Consider the following 18055-nt stretch of genomic DNA (forward strand, 5'->3'; position numbering starts at 1 on the left):
GGGGCGTTGTAGGAGGGGGAAGCCTGCCTGCGCGCAGGGGACCCGCCGCCCTTGCGGGCCGACGCGGCATGCGATGCGCGGGCGGAGGGCCTGCCCGCCTTGGGCGATGCGGGCGAGGAGGCGCGGCCGGCTGCGGCAGCAGGGCGTTTGGCGGTGCGGGGCGCAGGTTGCCGAGCCGGCCGCGCGGCCGGCTGCGGACCCGTGCGCTGGTGCTTCGGCGCGCCGCCGTTGCCCGGCGTCCTGCCCGCCATCGGCTACCGACGCTCCGGCTGGGCGGCTTCGGCTTCGCGCTTGGCGGCGCGCACCTTCGCGAAGGCGGAAACGGCGTAGTAGGCCGTGGTGAGGAGCGCGAGCACGAGCCCCGCGTACACGAACCAGATGCCCCACGAGTACGGGCCCGCCGCGAGGCCCGGCAGCCAGGCGGCGTCCACCACGCCGAGGCCCTCCAGCAGCGGCCAGTTCAGCAGCAGCCCGGCGAAGCCCACGAACAAGAGCGTGGTGGCCACCTTGCCCGCATAGACCACCGCCACGCGCACGCGGTAGCGCTTGAGCAGCACCGCGCCGCCCACGAGCAGGGCCAGGTCGCGTATCAGCACGACGAGTATGATCCAAAGCGGCAGCCGTCCCACCAGGAACAGGCCCGCCACGCCCGCTATCATGAGGATGCGGTCGACGGCCGGGTCCAGCAGCTGGCCGAGCTTCGACACGGCGTGCGTGCGGCGGGCGATCTGCCCGTCGACCCAATCGGTGCCCGCGGCCAGCGCGAACAGGAACGTGGCCATGAGGTCGTAGCCGTTGAACAGCAGCACGAGGAAGATGGGCACGAGGCACAGCCGGATGAGCGATATGATGTTCGGCACGGTGAAGATGCGGTTGCTCGCCTCCTCCTTGCCCTTCGGTCCCGCGGCCCCGCGCGCTTCTCTGCCTGCCATCGTCCTCTTCTCCCGCCGTCCGCCCTGCGCAGGAGCCGCCGGCCAAGACCCGCGGCGGCCTCCCACGCAAAGACCGGGCTCGAAGCCCGGTCCCTTGCCTATCGGCGTTCATTCTAGCAGTTTTGCGCGCGCCCGCCGACGCGCCCACGCATCCTTCGCAGATTTTTAAGACTGCGCCGCAGCCGCCTTCGCATGCTCGGGCACCTCGAACACGTCCGAGCGCTTCTCGGTGGCGGGCGGCGTGTACGTGGGCTCCATGGCCAGGCACTGTTTCGGGCACTCGCGCACGCACGTGCCGCACTGCACGCAGCGGAAGCGGTTGATGGACCACGTGCGGGCCGGCTTGTCCACCGTGATGGCGTCGCAGGGGCAGCGCTTCATGCAGATGCCGCACAGGATGCACGCGTCCACGTTGTTGGTCACGTGGCCCTTGAGGCCCGGCGGGGGCGTCTTCTGCTCGACGGGGTACTGGATGGTCTCCGGCTTGCCGAACAGCGACTTCAGCGTCATCTTTCCCAGTTTGAACGATCCCATTCCCGCCTACCTTTCCGTGCAGCTGATGCAGGGGTCGATGGTCAGCACGATCATATTGACGTCGGCCAGGTCGCATCCGGCCAGCGCCGTGGCCATGCCGGCCAGGTTCTGCGAGGTGGGCGTGCGCATGCGCATGCGCTCCAGGTACTTCGACCCGTTGCCGCGCGCATAGTAGTAGCACTCGCCGCGCGGCTGCTCCACCAGGTTGGCCGCCTCGGCTCCCGGCGCGGGCGAGCCCTTCACGTCCACCGCGATGTCGCCGGCGGGTATCTTCGCGATCATCTCCTCGATGATGTCGATCGACTGCAGCACCTCGAGCGCGCGCACCTTCACGCGGGCGTAGCAGTCGCCCTGCGTGTCGAGCACCGGCCGGAAGTCGGCGAGCTTGCCGTAGCCGCCGTTGCCCAGGCAGCGCGCGTCGTTGTTCACGTTGGACGCGCGGGCGAAGGGGCCCACCATGCTCAGCGAGAACGCATCCTCGGGGCTGATGTAGCCGATGCCCACGGTGCGGTTCTTCACCGAGGTGTCCTTGAGGAACGCGTTGCAGAGCTGGCGGTAGTCGTCCTTGATGCCGTCCAGCACGCGCTTCATCTCGGCGAGCATGCCCTCGTCGATGTCGCGCACGACGCCGCCCACCTTCACCACCGAGAAGATGACGCGCCCGCCGGTGGTCTTCTCGAAGATGTCGAGCACCCGCTCGCGCAAACGCCAGCAGTGCATGAACAGGCTCTCGTAGCCGAACGCGTCGGCGGCCAGGCCCATCCACAGCACGTGGGAATGGACGCGGGACAGCTCGTGCCAGATGACGCGCAGGTACTCGGCGCGCTCGGGGATCTCAACGCCCATGAGCTTCTCCACCGTCTCGGCGTAGCCCATGGAGTGCCCGAAGGCGCAGATGCCGCAGATGCGCTCGGCCACGTAGATGAACTGGTTGTAGTCGCGCGTCTCGACGAGCTTCTCGAGCCCGCGGTGGATGAAGCCGATCTGCGGCACGGCCTCGATGACGGTCTCGTCCTCCACCACGAGGTCGAGGTGCAGGGGCTCGGGCAGCACCGGGTGCTGCGGGCCGAACGGGATGACGGTCGCCTTCCCCATGCTACTCACCTTCCTTCCCGGCCTCGGCGGCCGCCTTCTTGGCCTTCGCGGCGATGGCCGCGCGCACGCGGGCGACCATCTCGGGGTCCATGCCGGCCAGCTTCGTCTCCAGATCGTCGTCCTCGGGCGGCGCGATGTAGCCGTGCTCGCCGGGGGCGGGCGCGGCGTCGGGGTGCGTCTCCACGTAGGCGGCGTTCGCCGCGGCCGCCTTGGCGGCCTTCTCCTTCGCGGCCTTGGCGGCAGCCACCTTCTTGGCCTTCTCGCGCGCGGCCTTCTGCTCCGGCGAGATGATGGTCATGGGCTCCTTCTGCGCCAGCGCGTAGAAATTGCCGCCGAAGTCGATGGCGATGCCCTGCACATCCACGCCGAACAGGTCGTGCGTCTCGTTCTCGAACACGAACGCCTCGAGGAACCGGTCGGTGATGCTGGGCACGGACGTGCCCTTCTGCAAGCCCTTGATCTCGTGGTTCTCCAGCAGGTTGTCCTTCATGAACGAGTAGATCAGGTCGATGCCGTCCTCGGTGTTCACGGCGAGCAGCTGCACGAACCGCCAGCCGCCGTCCTTCTTGGCGGCCGCCAGCGCCGGCAGCTCCTCGACGGTCAGCGGGACGAACGTCGTCTCAAGCGCCATGTCACGCTCCCTTCTTCTGAGCCTGCAGGGCCTTCGATTTCTCTTCCAGTATGCCCAGGCCCTGCACGACCGCGTCGATGATGGCCTCGGGGCGCACGGCGCAGCCGGGCGCGTACACGTCAACGGGTATGGCCTGGTCCACGCCGCCTATCACGTTGTAGCAGTCGTGGAAGATGCCGGCCGAGCACGCGCAGATGCCGCACGCGATGACGACCTTGGGCTCGACCATCTGGTTGTAGATCTCCTGCACCACCTTGATGTTCTGCTCGTTCACGCTGCCCGTGACCAGAAAGATGTCGGCGTGCTTGGGGTTGCCCGTGTTGATGATGCCGAAGCGCTCCACGTCGTAGCCGGGGCACAGCGCCGCCAGCACCTCGATGTCGCAGCCGTTGCAGCTCGAGCCGTCGTAGTGGATGACCCACGGTGATTTCGTTGCGAACGTCATTGGTTCTGCGCCTCCTTACAGGTACGCCAGGACGGCGATGTTGACGAAGCCCGCCACGAACGCCACGGCCCAGGCCGACGAGAGCATGGCCTGCCATTTCACGCGGGCGAAGTTGTTGTCGATCCATATCTCCAGGAAGTACACGAGCACGACCACGACGATGGCCAGCACGATGGAGAGCGGGTTGGCCCAGACGAAGAACAGGCCGACCCAACCCAGGAACAGCACGTTCTCGCACCAGTGCATGATCTCCACCTTCGCGAGCGTCTTGCCGCTCATCTCGGTGGTGATGCCCTTGACGAGCTCCTGGTGGGCGTGGTGGGAGTAAGACAGGTCGAACGGCGACTTGCGCAGCTTGATGGTGAGCACGAACAGCAGGCCCAGGAACACGAGCCAGATGCTCGTGACCACGGGCGCGTCGAGCGCGAAGACGCCCGCGGAGTCGAACGTGCCGGCGGCCATGTAGAACGCCACGGCCATGAACAGCACCATGGGCTCGTACGACATGACCTGCAGCGTCTCGCGGTTCGCGCCGAGCTCCGCGTAGGGGCTGCGCGTGGAGTACGCGGCGACGATGAAGAACAGGCCCGCGAGCGTGATGACGAACACGCTCATGAGCAGGTTGCCGCCCGAGTAGAAGATGCCGCCCGCCAGCAGCGTGAACACGAGGGCGCACGTGATGTAGGTTCCCTCGCTGGAGTTGACGGAGACGTTATCCTTCTCGATGAGCTTGCGCACATCGTAGTACGGCTGCAGCAGCGGCGGGCCCACGCGGCCCTGCATGCGCGCCGTGATCTTGCGGTCGAGGCCGGCCAGGAGGCAGCCCAGCACCGGTGCCACGATGGCGAAGGCGAGGGTGCCGATGAGAGCGAAGAGCAAGGACATTTCAGATCACACCCTTTCCTAGAACAGGCCCGGCAGCGTGATGGCCGAGAAACCGAACGCGACGATGATGACGATGGCGCAGGCCACCGTGCCCACGGGGTTGATGCGCTTCTCCCCGAAGATGCCGTCCAGGTACATGTTGCGCGACGTGGCGGCCGACTCGCCCGACAGCGAGTTGCGGTAGACGCGCGCCTCGTTGTCGGCGCTCACGCCGGCGAGGTACACCTCGGCCTTCTTGGCCTTGCCGCGCCCGAGCCCCGCGAACAGCACGATGGCGATGAGCGCCGCGGCGATGGAGGCGATCCACAGGTTCGTGGAGGCGATGTCCTGGCCGAGCACGCCGAACACGCTGTACACGTAGGGTTCCACGACGAGCTGCGAGATGATGGGCAGGCACACGCAGCCCACGACCACGAGCACGGCCATGACCACGATGGCGGTCCACTCGCTCTTATGCACGGTCACCTCCACGTTCGCCGGCTGGCCGGCGATGCCGGAGAGCTTGCCCAGCCACTTGGCCCAGAACATGAACGTGGCGGCCGAGCCGAAGGCCAGAAGCAGGATGAGGGCGACCTGGCCCGTGTCCACGAACGACACGAGCGTGGCCCACTTCGCCACCAGCATGCCGAACGGCGCGATGAACATGCACATGATACCCAGCATCATGAAGCGCGCCAGCCGCGGCATGCGATCGAACAGAAGGTCCATATCCTCGATATCGCGGCTGCCGATGTGATGCTCGGCCGTGCCGACGCACAGGAACAGCAGCGACTTCGCGATGGCATGGAACAGGATGAGGAACGCGGCGGCCCAGACGGCCTCCGGGGTTCCGACGCCCGCGCACGCCGTGATGAGGCCGAGGTTCGCGATCGTGGAGTACGCGAGCACGCGCTTGGCGTTGCTCTGCGAGATGGCCATGAACGAGCACAGCGCGAACGTGATGCCGCCCACGAGCACGACCATCACCGACGGCACGGGGCACACCAGGAACACGGGCGCCAGCTTCACCAGCAGGAACACGCCGGCCTTGACCATGGTGGACGAGTGGAGCAGCGCCGAGGTGGGCGTGGGCGCCACCATGGCGCCGAGCAGCCACGTGTGGAACGGCATCTGCGCGGCCTTCGTGAGGCCCGCGAACGCCAGCGCGCACACCGGCAGCACCACGAGCGCCGGGTTCTGGATGCCTATCTGCAGGAACTCGAGGAACGACAGCGTGCCCAGCTGGATGGCGCTCAGGTAGAGCGCCGCCAGGAAGCCCAGGCCGCCCAGAAGGTTCATGATGATCTGGCGGAAGGCGTTCTTGATGGCCTCCTCGGTACGCGTGTAGGCGATGAGGAGGAACGAGCAGACCGTCGTGACCTCCCAGCCCGTGAACATCCACACCATGTTGTTTGAGAACACGATCAGGAACATGGCCGACAGGAACACGAACATGAGCGCGAAGAACACGGGGCGGCGGTCCTTGGCCCCTTCGGGCTCGTGGGCCTGGAAGTCCTCCATGTAGCCGAGCGCGTACACGCAGATGCCCGAGCCGATGACGCCGATGATGAACGCCATGAGCAGCGACAGCGAGTCGAGGTACAGCGCCTCGGTCACGTCGATGGAATGGGCGAAGCCGAACTCGAACACGAGCGACCCCGCCACCTGGATCACGGCGAGCACGCAGGCGAGCACGTTCTTGTAGCGGATGCCGTAGTACAGGATGGCCGCCGCCACGAGCACGCTCACCGCCGTGCTGGCGTAGTCGATGAGGGGCGATTCGAAGTCGAACGTTACCCAGGGAGCCCCCAGGTAGGTGGCCACCAACCAGATGGAGGCCAGGCCGATGACGAGCGCCGAGGCGCCCACAATCGCGCTTCTCGCCCGGTTGTTGCGCACGACCAGAAGCACGGCGGCAACGACCAGCGGGAAAAGGATTAAGAACCCGAGCAGAGCCACGTCGTATCCCTTCACTTGTGTTGGTTGATGGAAAGCTTGCAGAATGCGGCAGGGAAACCTGAACCCCCGTGCAAGCGATGACCGCACTTTAGCAAACCTGGGCATCCGCGGCCGCAGCGCTTCCCCATCGGAGCGTATTATCCGGCGAAAGGAGAGCGCCACGGTTGTATTATGGATGCATTGGGTATTCGTATCGCCGGGCAGCGGCGCGTTTGCCGTCGCCAGCGGTTTTTGCCGATGGCAACGGCCTTTCAACAGGTCGTATACCTTTTGGACACGAAAGTGCGCGGCGCGTCCTCCCCCGCACGCAAAAACGCCCCGCGAGGATGCGGGGCGCGCCTTCGGCCATGCTTCGAGCCGGATCCTACCTCATCTTGACGACCGGCTTGATGGTCTTGCCCGTTCGGGAATCCTCGAACGCCTGGTTGATATCCTCGAAGTCATAGTACTTCACCAGCTTGTCGAAGGGGAAGCGGCCCTGGCGGTAGTACTCGACCAGCTCGGGAATGAACAGCTGGGGCACGGTGTCGCCCTCTATGACGCCCGCCACCGTCTTTCCCTCCGCCATGATCTCGCCGAACATGTCGACGGTCATCTCGGGCGTGATGCCCACGATGGCCACGGTGCCCAGCGGGCGCAGCGCGGCCAGGCTCTGGTGGACGACCGCGGGGACGCCGGTCGTCTCGACCGCGTAATGGGTGCCCGCCCCCGTCGCCTTCCCTATCTCCTCGACCACGTCCACCTCGGCGCCGTTGAGGGCATAGTCGGCGCCCAGCTCGCGCGCCAGCTCGAGGCGGCTCTCGTGCACGTCGACCGCGATGACGGTCCTGCATCCCGCGATCTTCGCCGCCATGACGGCGCTAAGCCCCACCGCGCCGCAGCCGTACACGACGATCGTGGAGCCGAACGCGGGCTTGAGGCAGGCGAGCACCGTCCCGCTGCCCGTCTGGATGCCGCAGCCCAAGGGGCCGAGCAGCTCCAGCTCCACGTCATCGGGCACCTTCACCACGTTGCGCTCGTCGGCGACGGCGTAGGTGGCAAAGGAGGACTGCCCGAAGAACGTGGCCACCGGCCTCCCGTCTTGCTCCAGGCGCTCGATTCCCTGGGAGCCGAAGTTCAGGTCGTTCATCTTCTCGCACGTGGAGGGATGGGCGGACAGGCAGTTTTCGCAATGGCCGCACGAGGAATACGAGAGCACCACATGGTCTCCCGGCCCGACGGCCTTCACGTTCTCGCCCGCCTGCTCGACAATGCCGGCGCCCTCGTGCCCGAGGACGATCGGGTAAGGCACGATGCCGTTGTCCCGGGCGACGGCATCCGTATGGCAGACGCCCGTCGCCACCACCCTCACCAGAACCTCGTTGGAGCGGGGTTCAGCCAGCTCGACTTCCCCGATCTTGAATTCCTCGCCTTGGCCGTGGGTAACGGCGGCCTCGATCTTCATGTGCGCTCCTCCCTCGTGCTCCTCGATAGCCTTGCGCACCATGCTAGGCCCCGTGCCGAGCACGGGCGGAGCCGCGCCGCCAACCGGCGGCATCGAGCGTCCCTGCGGACGCACGCAACGGCGAACGGCGAGGCAGCCGCGGTGAGCGGACGGGCCCTAGGAGGCGGCGCCCGTCGCCTCGAGGGCCTCGTGCGCCTCCAGCTTGCGCAGGCGGCGCCACTCCGCCGCCAGGAAGGCCACCACGAGCAGCGTGGACGTGATGTCGGAGATCGACGGCGCGAAGAACAGGCTCTGCAGCGGCGTCCAGGGCAGCACGAGCGGCAGCACGTGGGGGCTCGCCAAGAGCAGCGGGATGAAGAACAGTATCTGGCGCGTGAGCGTGAGCAGCGTCGCCTTGAGCGCCTGCCCGGTGGCGTCGAAGTAGTTCGAGCCGATGAGCGCCACGGGCAGGATGGGTATGAACACGAGGTAGGCGATGAGGGCCCACGCCGTGGCGTCCAGGTAAGCCTCCGGCAGGCTGAACAGGTGCGCGTACATATCGGGCAGGAAGAGCACGGTGAGCCACAAGGGCGTGGTGATGGCGATGCCCAAGAGGATGCCCTGCCCCAGCGTGCGCTTCATGCGCCCGAACTTGCGCGCGCCGTAGTTGTAGCCGATGATGGGCTGCGCGCCCATGGCGATGCCCATGGACGGCATGATGGTGAACATGCCCACGGCCGAGAGCACGCGCATGACCGCGAGCGCGCCGTCCGAGCCGAGCGGGTCGGAGGCCCCGTAGGAGAGCAGCAGGTTGTTCATGATCATGTTCGACACCGCGAAGCCCAGCTCCATGACCGAGGGGGCCACGCCGAGCGCGCAGATGCGCAGCGCCACGCGCCACTTGATGCCGAGCGCCTCGCGGCGCAGCGGCATGGGCGAGCCCTTCTTCAGGAAGAACTGCATGACGAAAGCGGCCGAGAGCGCCCACGAGCACACGGTGGCGAGCCCCGCGCCCATCATGCCGCCGCCGAGCACGATGATGAACAGGTACCCGAGCACGATGTTCGCGCCCGTGCCCACGAGCATGGAGCCGAGCGCGCGGTTGGGATGGCCCGCCGTGCGGATGAAGTTGTTCATGCCGAACGCCACGAACTGCAAGGGGCAGCCCGCGATGATGACCGTCATGAAGGCGCGCGCGTGCGGCAGCACCGCATCGTCGGCGCCCGAGGCGCGCAGGATGGGGTCGAGCGCCACGAGGCCGACGATCCAGGCAATGACGCCTGCGCCCACGAGCAGCACGAAGCTGTTGCCCAGCACGCGCTCGGCCACGCGCTTCTTGCGCTCGCCCAGCTTGATGGCCGCGAGCGCGTTGCCGCCCACGCCCACGAGCATGGCCACGGCCACCATGAACGTCATGGCGGGGTTCGCCACCGTCGTGGCAGCCAGGCCGTTCTCCCCCACGGCCGCGCCCACGTACACGGCGTCGATGACGTTGTAGAGCGTCTGCACGAGCACGCCGAACACGGCCGGGATGGAGAACTCCAGCAGCAGCTTGAGCGTGCTGGCGGTTCCCATGCGGTCGATCTTCGCGTCGCCGGCGCGCTGCTGGTCCGTGCGCGCCACGGGCACGGCCACCTCCAGGTCGCCGGTGTCGAGCACCGGGCGGCGCTCGAAGGGCTCCTGGGCGGCTATCTGGGCCGAAAGGGAGCGGTCCTGCGCGTCTCCCCCGTCGCTTGCGGCCGCCTTGCGGCAGCCCTCGTTCTCTCTCTCGTTCACGATCGTGCTACCCCGCTCAGTGCGAGCGACCCCCGCGCGCCCCGTGCGGGCTGCGTGCGATCGCGTGGATTTCCCGGGTTGTCCCGGCAGACTCTGGCTACGCGGCGGAGCTCCCCCTGGAACTCTACGCCGGCCGGCTCGGGTCATCCCGAACGAAGGCCAGTATACGGGAGCCGGTGTGAGGCGGCAAGGGCGAAGAGGGCGGGGTTCCCACCAGCCGGCCGGGGACGCACGCTCCGGCTTCCCGGAAAATTCGCGTATGCTGTCAGGAAAGCCGTCCCTGGATCGTATTGCAGGTGAAGCGACGTTGCTCGAACATCCCCGGCGGCAGCCGGGCAAGAGAGGGAAAGCCACGGATGGAAACGAGAAGAGCGAACGAGGTGGAGGCCGAACGGCTGGTCGGGGCCTACGCGGACCTCATACTGCGGCTGAGCTACACCTACCTGAAGTCCACGCATGACGCCGAGGACATCTGCCAGACGGTGCTGCTCAAGCTCATGGGGGCGCCCGCGAGGTTCGAGGGACCGGAGCACGAGAGGGCCTGGGTCATCCGCACGACGGCGAACGCCTGCAAGGACGTGCTGCGCAGCGGGCACAGAAGGCGCACGGTGGGGCTGGAGGCGGCACCCGACGCCGCAGCCCCCGAAGAGCCCGAAAGCGAGGTCGTGGACGCCGTGATGGCGCTGCCCTGCAAATACCGCGAGGCCATCTACCTCCACTATTACGAAGGATACTCGATCCGGGAGATCGCAAAGCTCACCGGACGGAGCGAGTCGGCCGTCAGCGCGCATTTGAGCCGCGGCCGTGCCAAGCTCCGCACGATGCTGGAAGGAGCCTATTGTGAACAGGGAGTATAACGAGGCCATGGACGACTTGAGATTCTCGCCCGGCGCGAAGGAGCGCATGGCGGCGCACCTGGCCGCAGCGCGGGAGCAGGCGCGGTCGGAGCGCCCGCAACCGGACGTCTACGCAGCGCGCGGCGGCAAGCGGCGCTGGCGCTTCGCGGCGGCAGCGGCGGTCACGCTGGTTCTGGCAGGGGGCCTGGCCGGGGGCGCGTACGCCTCCGGCGCGCTCATGGGCGTGGGCAACGTCATGGACGACCTGTTCGGCGGCCCGCCTGCCCAGACCGAGGTCGTGGACAAGATAGGGCGCCCCCTCGGCGCGAGCGCCACGTCGAACGGCGTCACCGTCACGGCCGAGGCCATCATCGGCGACCGGGCGAACTACACCATCGTGTTCAGCATCGCCAAGGACGACGGCACCCCGTTCGAGGATATCGAGGCCCTGGACAACGGGCTTTTGCCCCTCGGGTTCGGAGAGGCGGCCGGAGTCCACGTCGATGGGGTGACGACAAGCGGTGGAAGCAGCCACTTCTACGATGCAGACCCCTCCGACAACGCTATCCAGTACGTGGAGCAGATGTCCGTCACCTCGACCAGCGGCAGCATCATCGGGCATACGGCGCGCGTTTGCTTCCAGGACCTGTACCGGTACGGCGACGGCGGGCGGGAAGTCCTCGTCGAAGGCACCTGGAACATGAAGTTCGTCGTGGACTACGAGGACACCTCCATCAACCTGCCGGCCGGGCAGCCGTTCGAGCTGAACGGCATGGGCGCCACGCTCGACAGCGCCAGCATCTCGCCGATCGCGCTCACGCTCGAGTACACGGCCGACGGCCGCATGGACTGGATCGAGAAGGAATCCGGCCGCATGTCCGAGCGCGAGGCCGGCGAGCGCGACCGCTTCCTCAACCCGTCCATCACGGTGAACATGAAGGACGGCACGGTCCTGGAGATCGACGCATCGCAGCACAGCGGAGGCTCCCGCGAGGACGGCAGCACGACCGTCTGCCATAAGAATATAGTGTTCGAAGAGTTCCTGAACACCGACGAAGTGGCCTCCGTCACCATCGGCGGAACGGAGATAGCGCTGCCGTAGCCAATACGCCAGAGGGGGTCCCGCAAGCTCGCCTGCGGGACCCCCTCTGGTCGGCCTAAGGAACCGCCGATTAATTATCGGATTCGGCTTTTTCGCAGGGCGGGCGCGGCAAGAGCGTCGATCAGCGGTTCCCGGGTCCGCAACGGATCGCCGCGCATCCCGGCGGCACGGCGCCGTGCAGGCCGGCGATCGCGCGGCGACGCCCGCCCGCATCGCCCTGTTCCTCCGGATACGGTAATGGAATCGAAGAAAATTTTCGATATATTACCGTAGCGAGCGACGAGGGTTCCGAAACCCCCTCCAAGGCGAGACAATCGCCCGAATCAGCGCGAAAAGCCGGATATCGGGCGTCGGACGGGAGGCTTCGGACGCGAGATCCCGAGGTTCGGTAACATATCGGGAAAAAATTGCGAATCCATTACCGTAGCTCGACCTCCTACCCCATCTTGCGGGGCCGCATGCCCGCCAGCAGGGCATTGCCCGAACCTGGGGAACCGCCGACTACCGGCGCTCGGAGCCCGCGCCGCACGCCGTCGCGAAGCGAGGCGAAGCGGGCTGCAGAAGACGGCCGGAATGGCGATACCGCCAGATCGAGAGAGAGGCATTCCATGGAGCGCCGAACCGCCCTCGCAGATGCCCGGAGGCCTCCCGCAAGCGCACGGCCGAGCGCGGGGGGGGGGGGCTCCTGCGCCAGACGGGCACGTCCATCCCCTGCTGCGCATGCGCCTCTTGCAGCCGTGGTTCAACCTCTCTGGCGAAGGGGTGGGAGACGCGGTCTGCGGCCCCCGAGCCTTCTCCGAATTCACGGGCGTGCCCTTCGGGCTCGGCGGCCAGGTTCCCGACGCCGCCACGCCCTTGAAGATCCGCCGGAGGCGGCTCGATCGCGGATGCCGCGTTCGCCGAGGCGCCGAGCTCCGCTAGAAACGCGAAGGGCGGGAGAGATCCAGAGGCCCGGGAGCCCACGGGAGGGAGAAGGCGTCCCTAAGCGGCCCTCCCGGCGCCGCTTAGGGCGAAAAACCGACTGTGGAAAGCGATCAGACCGGTACGAGCACCATTGACCAGCGGTTCGCCTAGGCGCTCTTCTTCGTGACGAAGTTGATGATGGCCAGCAGCACCACCGATCCCAGCAGCGCCACCACGAACGACCAGAGGTTGAACCCGGTGAAGCCCTCCGCCCCGAAGAAGCTCATGATGAACCCGCCGATCAGGGCACCGACGATGCCCACGATGATGTTCTTCACGAGGCTGCCCTGCTCCTTCATGATCATGCCCGCGACCCAGCCGGCCAGGCCGCCGATGATGATCCACACGATAATGCTCATGGTTATGCTCCTTTCCTGTGACCGACATCGTCCAGTGTAGGAGTTCGCAAGCGGGGCAGCCGATACTGGAAGCATCTCGTGCACCCAGCGTTTCCGCGTCGTTTCGCGAAGAACCGCAGACGGCCGTCAGCGGCAGTCCAGGTACTCCAGGAAGCGCTGCGTGGCGAGCGAGGCGGCTTCGCGGCTGCGCAGGGCGAGCCCGATGGTCCGGTAGGCGGGCTCCTCCAGCGGCCGCGCCGCGATGCGGTACGGCGCGCGCCGCAGGATGAGCCCGGGGAGGATGCTCACGCCCAGGCCGCATTCCACCATGGCCATGATGGCATAGTCGTCCCAGGTGGTGAAGCGCGTGCGCGGCGACAGGCCGTCGCGCTCGAACACCTCGGACACCACGGTGTTGTCGCCCTTCTCCAGCAGCAGGAACGGCTCCTCGCACAGCTCCGCCGCCGGTACGCGCTCCCGTTCGGCCAGCGGGTGTCCTTCGGGGAGCACGGCCAGCAGCTCGTCGCGCTCGATGAACGCCGTCTCCAGGCCGCGGTGCGCAGGCAGGCGCAGAAAGCCGCAGTCAACGCGGCCCTCGAGCACCCATTCCTCGATCTCGCCGTAGTCTCCCAGCAAAAGCTCGTAGTCGATGTTCGGGTAGTCCTCCTGGAACGCGCGGATGACGTTCGGCAGCCAATGGGTGGCCACGCTGGAGAACGTGCCGATGCGGATGAGGCCCGCCTGCAGCCCGTTCAGCTCGTCGACCTGGGCCTGCAGGCGCGCATGCTCCTCGCACACGCGTCGGATGCACGGCAAAAGGCGCGTGCCCTCGGACGTGAGGCGCACGCCAGCCCGCCCGCGCTCGAGCAGGGCGACCTTCCACTCGCGCTCCAGGTCGGCCACCATGCGGCTCACGCCCGACTGGGAATACGAGAGGGACTCGGCCGCCTTGGTGAAGCTTCCCAGCTCCACCGTCCTCACGAACGCCTGGTACTTCTGGATGCTCGCGTCCATCGGCGTTTCTCCTTCCATCCCCGTCTCCGCCGGCTCTGCCCGGTCTGCTTTACCATGCAATTTTATCATGCTTATTATGATAAACATTCGCTTTTGTGCTTATTTGTTCTATGGCACACTGTCTCCGGCAGTTTCCCGCACACGGTGCGGGATGGGCGGCGAAGCAAGGGGAAGAAGGGCGAGGGTGGCACGGGACTACGGGAAGTACGTGGGGGCGTTGCTCCTGTTCGGCAGCAACGGCATCGTGGCGAGCGGCATCGCCTTGCCCAGCTCCTCGGTCGTGCTGCTGCGCACGCTGCTGGGCAGCCTGCTGCTGGCTGCGCTGCTGGTTGCCGCGAAGCGCCGCATCACGTTCCACCGGCACCTTGGCGACCTGTGCTGCCTCGCCGCGTCCGGCGCGGCGCTGGGTGCCAGCTGGCTCTTCCTGTTCGAGGCTTACCGCCATCTGGGCGTTGGCACCGCCTCGCTCGTGTACTACTGCGGCCCCATCATCGTGGCCGCCCTGTCGCCGTGGCTGTTCGGCGAGCGGCTGACCCGCGCGAAGCTCGCCGGGTTCGGCCTCGTGCTGGTCGGCGTGCTGCTGGTGAACGGCCGCGCGCTCGGCGAGGGCGCCTCGGGATGGGGGCTCTTCTGCGGCGGGATGTCGGCCGTCATGTACGCGGCCATGGTGGTGTTCACGAAGAAGGTGCGCCACGTAGAGGGACTGGAGAGCTCCGCCGTGCAGCTCGCGTCCAGCTTCGCGGCCGTCGCGCTGTTCGTCGGCGCAACCGGGGGGACCTCGCTGCAGATAGGTACCGCCGACTGGGCGCCCTTGCTCGTGCTGGGTCTGGTGAACACCGGCTTCGGCTGCTTCGTGTACTTCTCCGCCATGGGTAAGCTGCCGGCGCAGACGGTGTCGGTGTGCGGCTACCTGGAGCCCCTCGCAGCCGTTGTGCTGTCCGCGCTGCTCTTGGGCGAGGCCTTCTCCCCCGTCCAGGCCGCAGGCGTGGCGCTCGTCATAGGCGGCGCCGTGTACGCCGAGTGCGGCGCGAGGCTGCACCTGCCCCACGTCCGTCGCGCCCGCGGCGCGGAAGCCGCGCTGTAGGCCTGGGCATCATGCTCCCTGTCGGCGCCGACAGCGGCCGTCGACAAGCACGAAAAAGCCGCCCGAAGGCGGCTTTCGAGTTTCTGGTCGGGTTGACAGGATTTGAACCTGCGACCCCTTGACCCCCAGTCAAGTGCGCTACCAAACTGCGCCACAACCCGTTATGCGTCTTGGGGTTTGAATCGTTTCCCCATCAGACAGCTTGAACATATTACCGTTACTCGCCGGGTATTTCAAGATGGAATTTATCATCTTCCCCGAATCTTTTTCAATTACGCGTGTTCTGTCTGGGGTGCGGCGCCCGCCGATGGGCCGTCAAGGGACCGATCGTGTGGATAGCGTGTGCAAGGGGCTTTCCGCCCAACCCCGACCGAAAAGCACGCGGATGCGCGTACACTGGTTGACGCGGCACGTTGCCGCACGTTGTTGGCAGTGGTTCGGGCTCGGCCCGCGCTGCCTGTTAAATGCCCCGCGGGGCAGAAAGCTAGGTTTTCATGTCTACAGGTACAGTTAAGTGGTTCAACGCCGACAAGGGCTACGGTTTCATCTCCCAGGACGGCGGCGATGACCTGTTCGTGCACTTCAGCGAGATCCAGACCGACGGGTTCAAGACCCTCGAGGAGAACGCCCACGTGGAGTTCACCGTTGCCGTCGGCAACAACGGCAAGAGCCAGGCTACGATGGTGCACACCATCTAGCTCGCCGAACTTCGAACTGCCCGGGGCCGGCCCGCCGGTCCCGATTCTAAAGCCCCTCCGCCCTTCACGGGCCGAGGGGCTTTTTACACCCACGTAAGGCCGGCGCAGACCTGGCCCGGCCTTACGGCAGGAACGAGGCGGCCACGTCGAGGATGCGGTCGGCCAGACGGTCCTTGGGCATGAGGGGAAGGCCGTACGTCTCCTCCGCCGTGACGAACCACACCTCGTTGTCGTCGGTGCCGAAGGCGCGGCCCCCTCCCACCTCGTTTCCCACGATAAGATCGGCATGCTTGGAAGAGAGTTTCCGCTGGGCATTGGCCACCACGTCGTCGGTCTCGGCGGCGAAGCCCACCACCACCTGGCCGGGACGCTTGGCGGCGCCGAGCGTGGCCAGGATGTCGGGATTCTCCACGAGCTCGATGGTGCCGAGCAGCACATCCGCCTCGCCCTTCTTCAGCTTGCGCGCCGCAGCCTCGCGCGGCCGCATGTCGGCCACGGCGGCCGAGAACACGGCCACGTCGGCCGTCGCGAACGCCTCCTGGGCCGCAGAAAGCATCTCGCGCGCCGTCTCCACGTGCACGGTGCGCACGCCCTCGGGCTCGGGGAGCGCCACCGGGCCGGACACGAGCGTGACGTCGGCCCCGCGGGCGGCCGCGGCCCGCGCGAGGGCGTAGCCGGTCTTGCCCGACGAGCGGTTCGTGAGGTAGCGTACCGGGTCGATGGGCTCCACGGTGGGCCCGGCCGTGACCATGACGCGGCGGCCGGCCAGGTCGCGGCGCATATCCAGCTCCTCGAGCACGGCGGCCACGATGTCGGCCGGCTCGGCCAGACGGCCCCGTCCCACGTCGCCGCAGGCCAGATACCCGTCGCCGGCCTCGACGATGCGTGCGCCGCGGATGTGCAGCTTGCCCAGGTTGTAGCGCGTCGCCGGGTTCTCGTACATGTGCACGTTCATGGCGGGCGCGACCACGAGCGGGCACGTGCAGGCGAGCGCCGTGGTGGTGAGCAGGTCGTCTGCCAGGCCGTTCGCTATCTTGGCGATAACGTTCGCCGTACAGGGCGCGATGACGAAGCAGTCGGCCTCCTGCGCGAGCGACACGTGGTGTATGGGGTCGGCCGGGTCGTCGAACAGGCCCACGGCCACCGGCTCGCGCGTGAGCGCGCGGAACGTCGTGGGACCCACGAACTCGGTGGCGTGCTCGGTCATGACCACCTTCGCCCTCACGCCGGCCTTCTGCAGAAGGCGCACGATCTCGCAGGACTTGTAGGCCGCGATGCAGCCCGTCACGCCCACGAGCACCGTCTTCTGCGGCGCCGGGGCTGCGGCGCCTTCCTCCCTGGCCATCAGCGGCCTCCTTCCAAAGGGGTGCGCAGCACGTCGGCGAGCACCCTCACGTGCGCGCGGCTGCGGTCGAGGCAGGGTACATACGTGAAAGCGCCTTCGCGCGGTTCGCGGCCCGCCTTCCTGATCTGGTCGAAGTAGAACGGTTTCAGCTCGTGCTCGATGTCGTAGAGCGTCTCGAGGCAGTCCACGGCGAAGTTCGGGCACACGAAGAACACGCGACCCACGTCCGCCTCGGCCCAGCGCGCCAGCACGTCGCGCGTGAACGGCGAGAGCCATTCGCGCCCCTTGTCGAAGCGGCACTGGTAGCCGATGGTCCACCGGTTGCGCTCGATACCCAGCTCGCCCGCTATCTGGAGGCTCGAGGCGCCCGTCTGCAGCTCGTAGGTGTCGCCCGCCTCGATGTCGGCGAGCGGGATGGAATGGTACGAGAACAGCACCCTGTCGTCCGAGCCGGGATCGAAGCCGGCATGCCGTAGGGAGGCGGCGATGGCGCGCACGTAGGTGGGGTCGTCATGGTAGTTGTCCACGAAGTCGCACGGCACGTTCCAGCGCTCGCGGCGCAGCGCGCGGGCCACGCCGTCCGACACCGATCCGGTGGTGGAATGCGCGCTCTGCGGGTACAGCGGCAGCACGACGAGGCGCGTGCAGCCGGCCTCCTTCAGCTCGCGCACGGCATCGCGCACGAACGGGGCGCTGTAGCTCATGGCGCAGCGCACGACGGCATCGAGGCCCTCCTCGGCAAGCTGCGCGTCCAGGCCGCGGACGAGCTTCCCGTGGGCGACCGTGAAGGGAGAGCCCTCGTCGGTCCAGATCCTCGCGTACTTCTCCGCCGACGCGCGCCCGCGCTTCGGCAGGATGAACAGGTGGAGGACGAACCACCAGCCCACACGGTTCATCGGGACGATGCGCGGATCCATGAGGAAGCGCGCGAGGTACTTTCGCACGGCATGCGGGCGCGGCTCGTCCGGCGTGCCGGTGTTCACCAGGAGAATGCCGGTGCGGTCCCCTTCTTGCAC

Annotated in this window: 17 protein-coding genes and 1 tRNA gene; 4 read left to right on the plus strand and 14 right to left on the minus strand. The window is 67.2% G+C overall.

The genetic code is table 11. The annotated features are described in order from the left end of the window. Positions 1 to 254: 254 nt before the first annotated feature. The 9 genes from C1877_RS11250 to C1877_RS11285 all read right to left on the minus strand — a co-directional run bounded on the left by C1877_RS11250 (position 255) and on the right by C1877_RS11285 (position 9659). Positions 255 to 932 (minus strand): CDP-alcohol phosphatidyltransferase family protein, encoded by a 678-nt coding sequence (locus C1877_RS11250; protein ID WP_015538790.1) that lies wholly within the window; start codon positions 930 to 932, stop codon positions 255 to 257. A 165-nt stretch (positions 933 to 1097) separates the two neighbouring features. Next, on the minus strand, positions 1098 to 1466 hold the full coding sequence (locus tag C1877_RS11255) for a 4Fe-4S binding protein (protein ID WP_015538791.1): 369 nt from the start codon (positions 1464 to 1466) through the stop codon (positions 1098 to 1100). Positions 1467 to 1472: 6 nt separating this feature from the next. After that, entirely contained in the window at positions 1473 to 2561 is a 1089-nt protein-coding gene (locus C1877_RS11260) for a hydrogenase large subunit (RefSeq protein WP_114569210.1), read from the minus strand. A 1-nt stretch (position 2562) separates the two neighbouring features. Further along, positions 2563 to 3192 carry an NADH-quinone oxidoreductase subunit C gene (locus C1877_RS11265; protein ID WP_114569211.1) on the minus strand — a complete coding sequence of 210 codons (630 nt, stop codon included), beginning with the start codon at positions 3190 to 3192 and terminating at the stop codon, positions 2563 to 2565. Position 3193: 1 nt separating this feature from the next. After that, positions 3194 to 3637 carry an NADH-quinone oxidoreductase subunit B family protein gene (locus C1877_RS11270; protein WP_015538792.1) on the minus strand — a complete coding sequence of 148 codons (444 nt, stop codon included), beginning with the start codon at positions 3635 to 3637 and terminating at the stop codon, positions 3194 to 3196. A gap of 15 nt (positions 3638 to 3652) precedes the next feature. After that, positions 3653 to 4522 (minus strand): NADH-quinone oxidoreductase subunit H, encoded by an 870-nt coding sequence (locus C1877_RS15760; RefSeq protein ID WP_015538793.1) that lies wholly within the window; start codon positions 4520 to 4522, stop codon positions 3653 to 3655. An 18-nt stretch (positions 4523 to 4540) separates the two neighbouring features. Further along, positions 4541 to 6460: an NADH-quinone oxidoreductase subunit 5 family protein gene (locus C1877_RS11275; RefSeq protein WP_227154035.1), complete on the minus strand. Its 1920-nt coding sequence runs from the start codon at positions 6458 to 6460 to the stop codon at positions 4541 to 4543. Positions 6461 to 6824: 364 nt separating this feature from the next. Next, positions 6825 to 7946 carry an NAD(P)-dependent alcohol dehydrogenase gene (locus C1877_RS11280; protein WP_220149915.1) on the minus strand — a complete coding sequence of 374 codons (1122 nt, stop codon included), beginning with the start codon at positions 7944 to 7946 and terminating at the stop codon, positions 6825 to 6827. Positions 7947 to 8060: 114 nt separating this feature from the next. Then, positions 8061 to 9659: an MATE family efflux transporter gene (locus tag C1877_RS11285; RefSeq protein ID WP_227155949.1), complete on the minus strand. Its 1599-nt coding sequence runs from the start codon at positions 9657 to 9659 to the stop codon at positions 8061 to 8063. 356 nt (positions 9660 to 10015) lie between these two features. Here C1877_RS11285 and C1877_RS11290 point away from each other — a divergent pair, with 356 nt between their 5' ends. Then, positions 10016 to 10516, plus strand: a complete 501-nt coding sequence (locus C1877_RS11290) for an RNA polymerase sigma factor (RefSeq protein ID WP_015538795.1) — start codon at positions 10016 to 10018, stop codon at positions 10514 to 10516. Then, positions 10500 to 11597, plus strand: a complete 1098-nt coding sequence (locus tag C1877_RS11295; protein ID WP_147274553.1) for a DUF4179 domain-containing protein — start codon at positions 10500 to 10502, stop codon at positions 11595 to 11597. The genes C1877_RS11290 and C1877_RS11295 overlap by 17 nt, the downstream gene beginning before the upstream one ends. Before the next feature lie 1070 nt (positions 11598 to 12667). Here the strand turns inward: C1877_RS11295 and C1877_RS11305 are convergent. After that, complete coding sequence (locus C1877_RS11305; RefSeq protein ID WP_015538797.1) at positions 12668 to 12919, minus strand: GlsB/YeaQ/YmgE family stress response membrane protein; 252 nt, start codon at positions 12917 to 12919, stop codon at positions 12668 to 12670. Between the two features lie 126 nt (positions 12920 to 13045). Next, positions 13046 to 13912: a LysR family transcriptional regulator gene (locus C1877_RS11310; RefSeq protein ID WP_015538798.1), complete on the minus strand. Its 867-nt coding sequence runs from the start codon at positions 13910 to 13912 to the stop codon at positions 13046 to 13048. Between the two features lie 184 nt (positions 13913 to 14096). Between C1877_RS11310 and C1877_RS11315 the strand changes: the two genes are divergently transcribed. Next, positions 14097 to 14996, plus strand: a complete 900-nt coding sequence (locus C1877_RS11315; protein WP_041238803.1) for a DMT family transporter — start codon at positions 14097 to 14099, stop codon at positions 14994 to 14996. A gap of 84 nt (positions 14997 to 15080) precedes the next feature. Here C1877_RS11315 and C1877_RS11320 read toward each other — a convergent pair. Continuing rightward, positions 15081 to 15157 (minus strand) — tRNA-Pro (locus C1877_RS11320). 333 nt (positions 15158 to 15490) lie between these two features. Here C1877_RS11320 and C1877_RS11325 point away from each other — a divergent pair. After that, positions 15491 to 15694 (plus strand): cold-shock protein, encoded by a 204-nt coding sequence (locus tag C1877_RS11325; protein WP_015538799.1) that lies wholly within the window; start codon positions 15491 to 15493, stop codon positions 15692 to 15694. A gap of 121 nt (positions 15695 to 15815) precedes the next feature. On the opposite strand, the gene coaBC is transcribed toward C1877_RS11325, so the two are convergent. Then, positions 15816 to 17039 (minus strand): bifunctional phosphopantothenoylcysteine decarboxylase/phosphopantothenate--cysteine ligase CoaBC, encoded by a 1224-nt coding sequence (gene coaBC / locus C1877_RS11330; RefSeq protein ID WP_114569213.1) that lies wholly within the window; start codon positions 17037 to 17039, stop codon positions 15816 to 15818. Next, positions 17039 to 18055: a ferrochelatase gene (hemH, locus tag C1877_RS11335; RefSeq protein ID WP_244909852.1), complete on the minus strand. Its 1017-nt coding sequence runs from the start codon at positions 18053 to 18055 to the stop codon at positions 17039 to 17041. Before hemH ends, coaBC begins: the two co-directional genes overlap by 1 nt.

It is taken from the genome of Gordonibacter pamelaeae (assembly GCF_003340385.1).
GTDB lineage: Bacteria > Actinomycetota > Coriobacteriia > Coriobacteriales > Eggerthellaceae > Gordonibacter > Gordonibacter pamelaeae.

Bases quoted from the DNA above. Each gene is read 5' to 3' on its own strand.
- C1877_RS15760 (WP_015538793.1), bottom strand. From the start codon at position 4,522: ATGTCCTTGCTCTTCGCTCTCATCGGCACCCTCGCCTTCGCCATCGTG.
- C1877_RS11310 (WP_015538798.1), bottom strand. From the start codon at position 13,912: ATGGACGCGAGCATCCAGAAGTACCAGGCGTTCGTGAGGACGGTGGAG.
- C1877_RS11250 (WP_015538790.1), bottom strand. From the start codon at position 932: ATGGCAGGCAGAGAAGCGCGCGGGGCCGCGGGACCGAAGGGCAAGGAG.
- C1877_RS11280 (WP_220149915.1), bottom strand. From the start codon at position 7,946: ATGGTGCGCAAGGCTATCGAGGAGCACGAGGGAGGAGCGCACATGAAG.
- C1877_RS11270 (WP_015538792.1), bottom strand. From the start codon at position 3,637: ATGACGTTCGCAACGAAATCACCGTGGGTCATCCACTACGACGGCTCG.
- coaBC (WP_114569213.1), bottom strand. From the start codon at position 17,039: ATGGCCAGGGAGGAAGGCGCCGCAGCCCCGGCGCCGCAGAAGACGGTG.
- C1877_RS11305 (WP_015538797.1), bottom strand. From the start codon at position 12,919: ATGAGCATTATCGTGTGGATCATCATCGGCGGCCTGGCCGGCTGGGTC.
- C1877_RS11255 (WP_015538791.1), bottom strand. From the start codon at position 1,466: ATGGGATCGTTCAAACTGGGAAAGATGACGCTGAAGTCGCTGTTCGGC.
- C1877_RS11325 (WP_015538799.1), top strand. From the start codon at position 15,491: ATGTCTACAGGTACAGTTAAGTGGTTCAACGCCGACAAGGGCTACGGT.
- C1877_RS11265 (WP_114569211.1), bottom strand. From the start codon at position 3,192: ATGGCGCTTGAGACGACGTTCGTCCCGCTGACCGTCGAGGAGCTGCCG.
- C1877_RS11290 (WP_015538795.1), top strand. From the start codon at position 10,016: ATGGAAACGAGAAGAGCGAACGAGGTGGAGGCCGAACGGCTGGTCGGG.
- C1877_RS11260 (WP_114569210.1), bottom strand. From the start codon at position 2,561: ATGGGGAAGGCGACCGTCATCCCGTTCGGCCCGCAGCACCCGGTGCTG.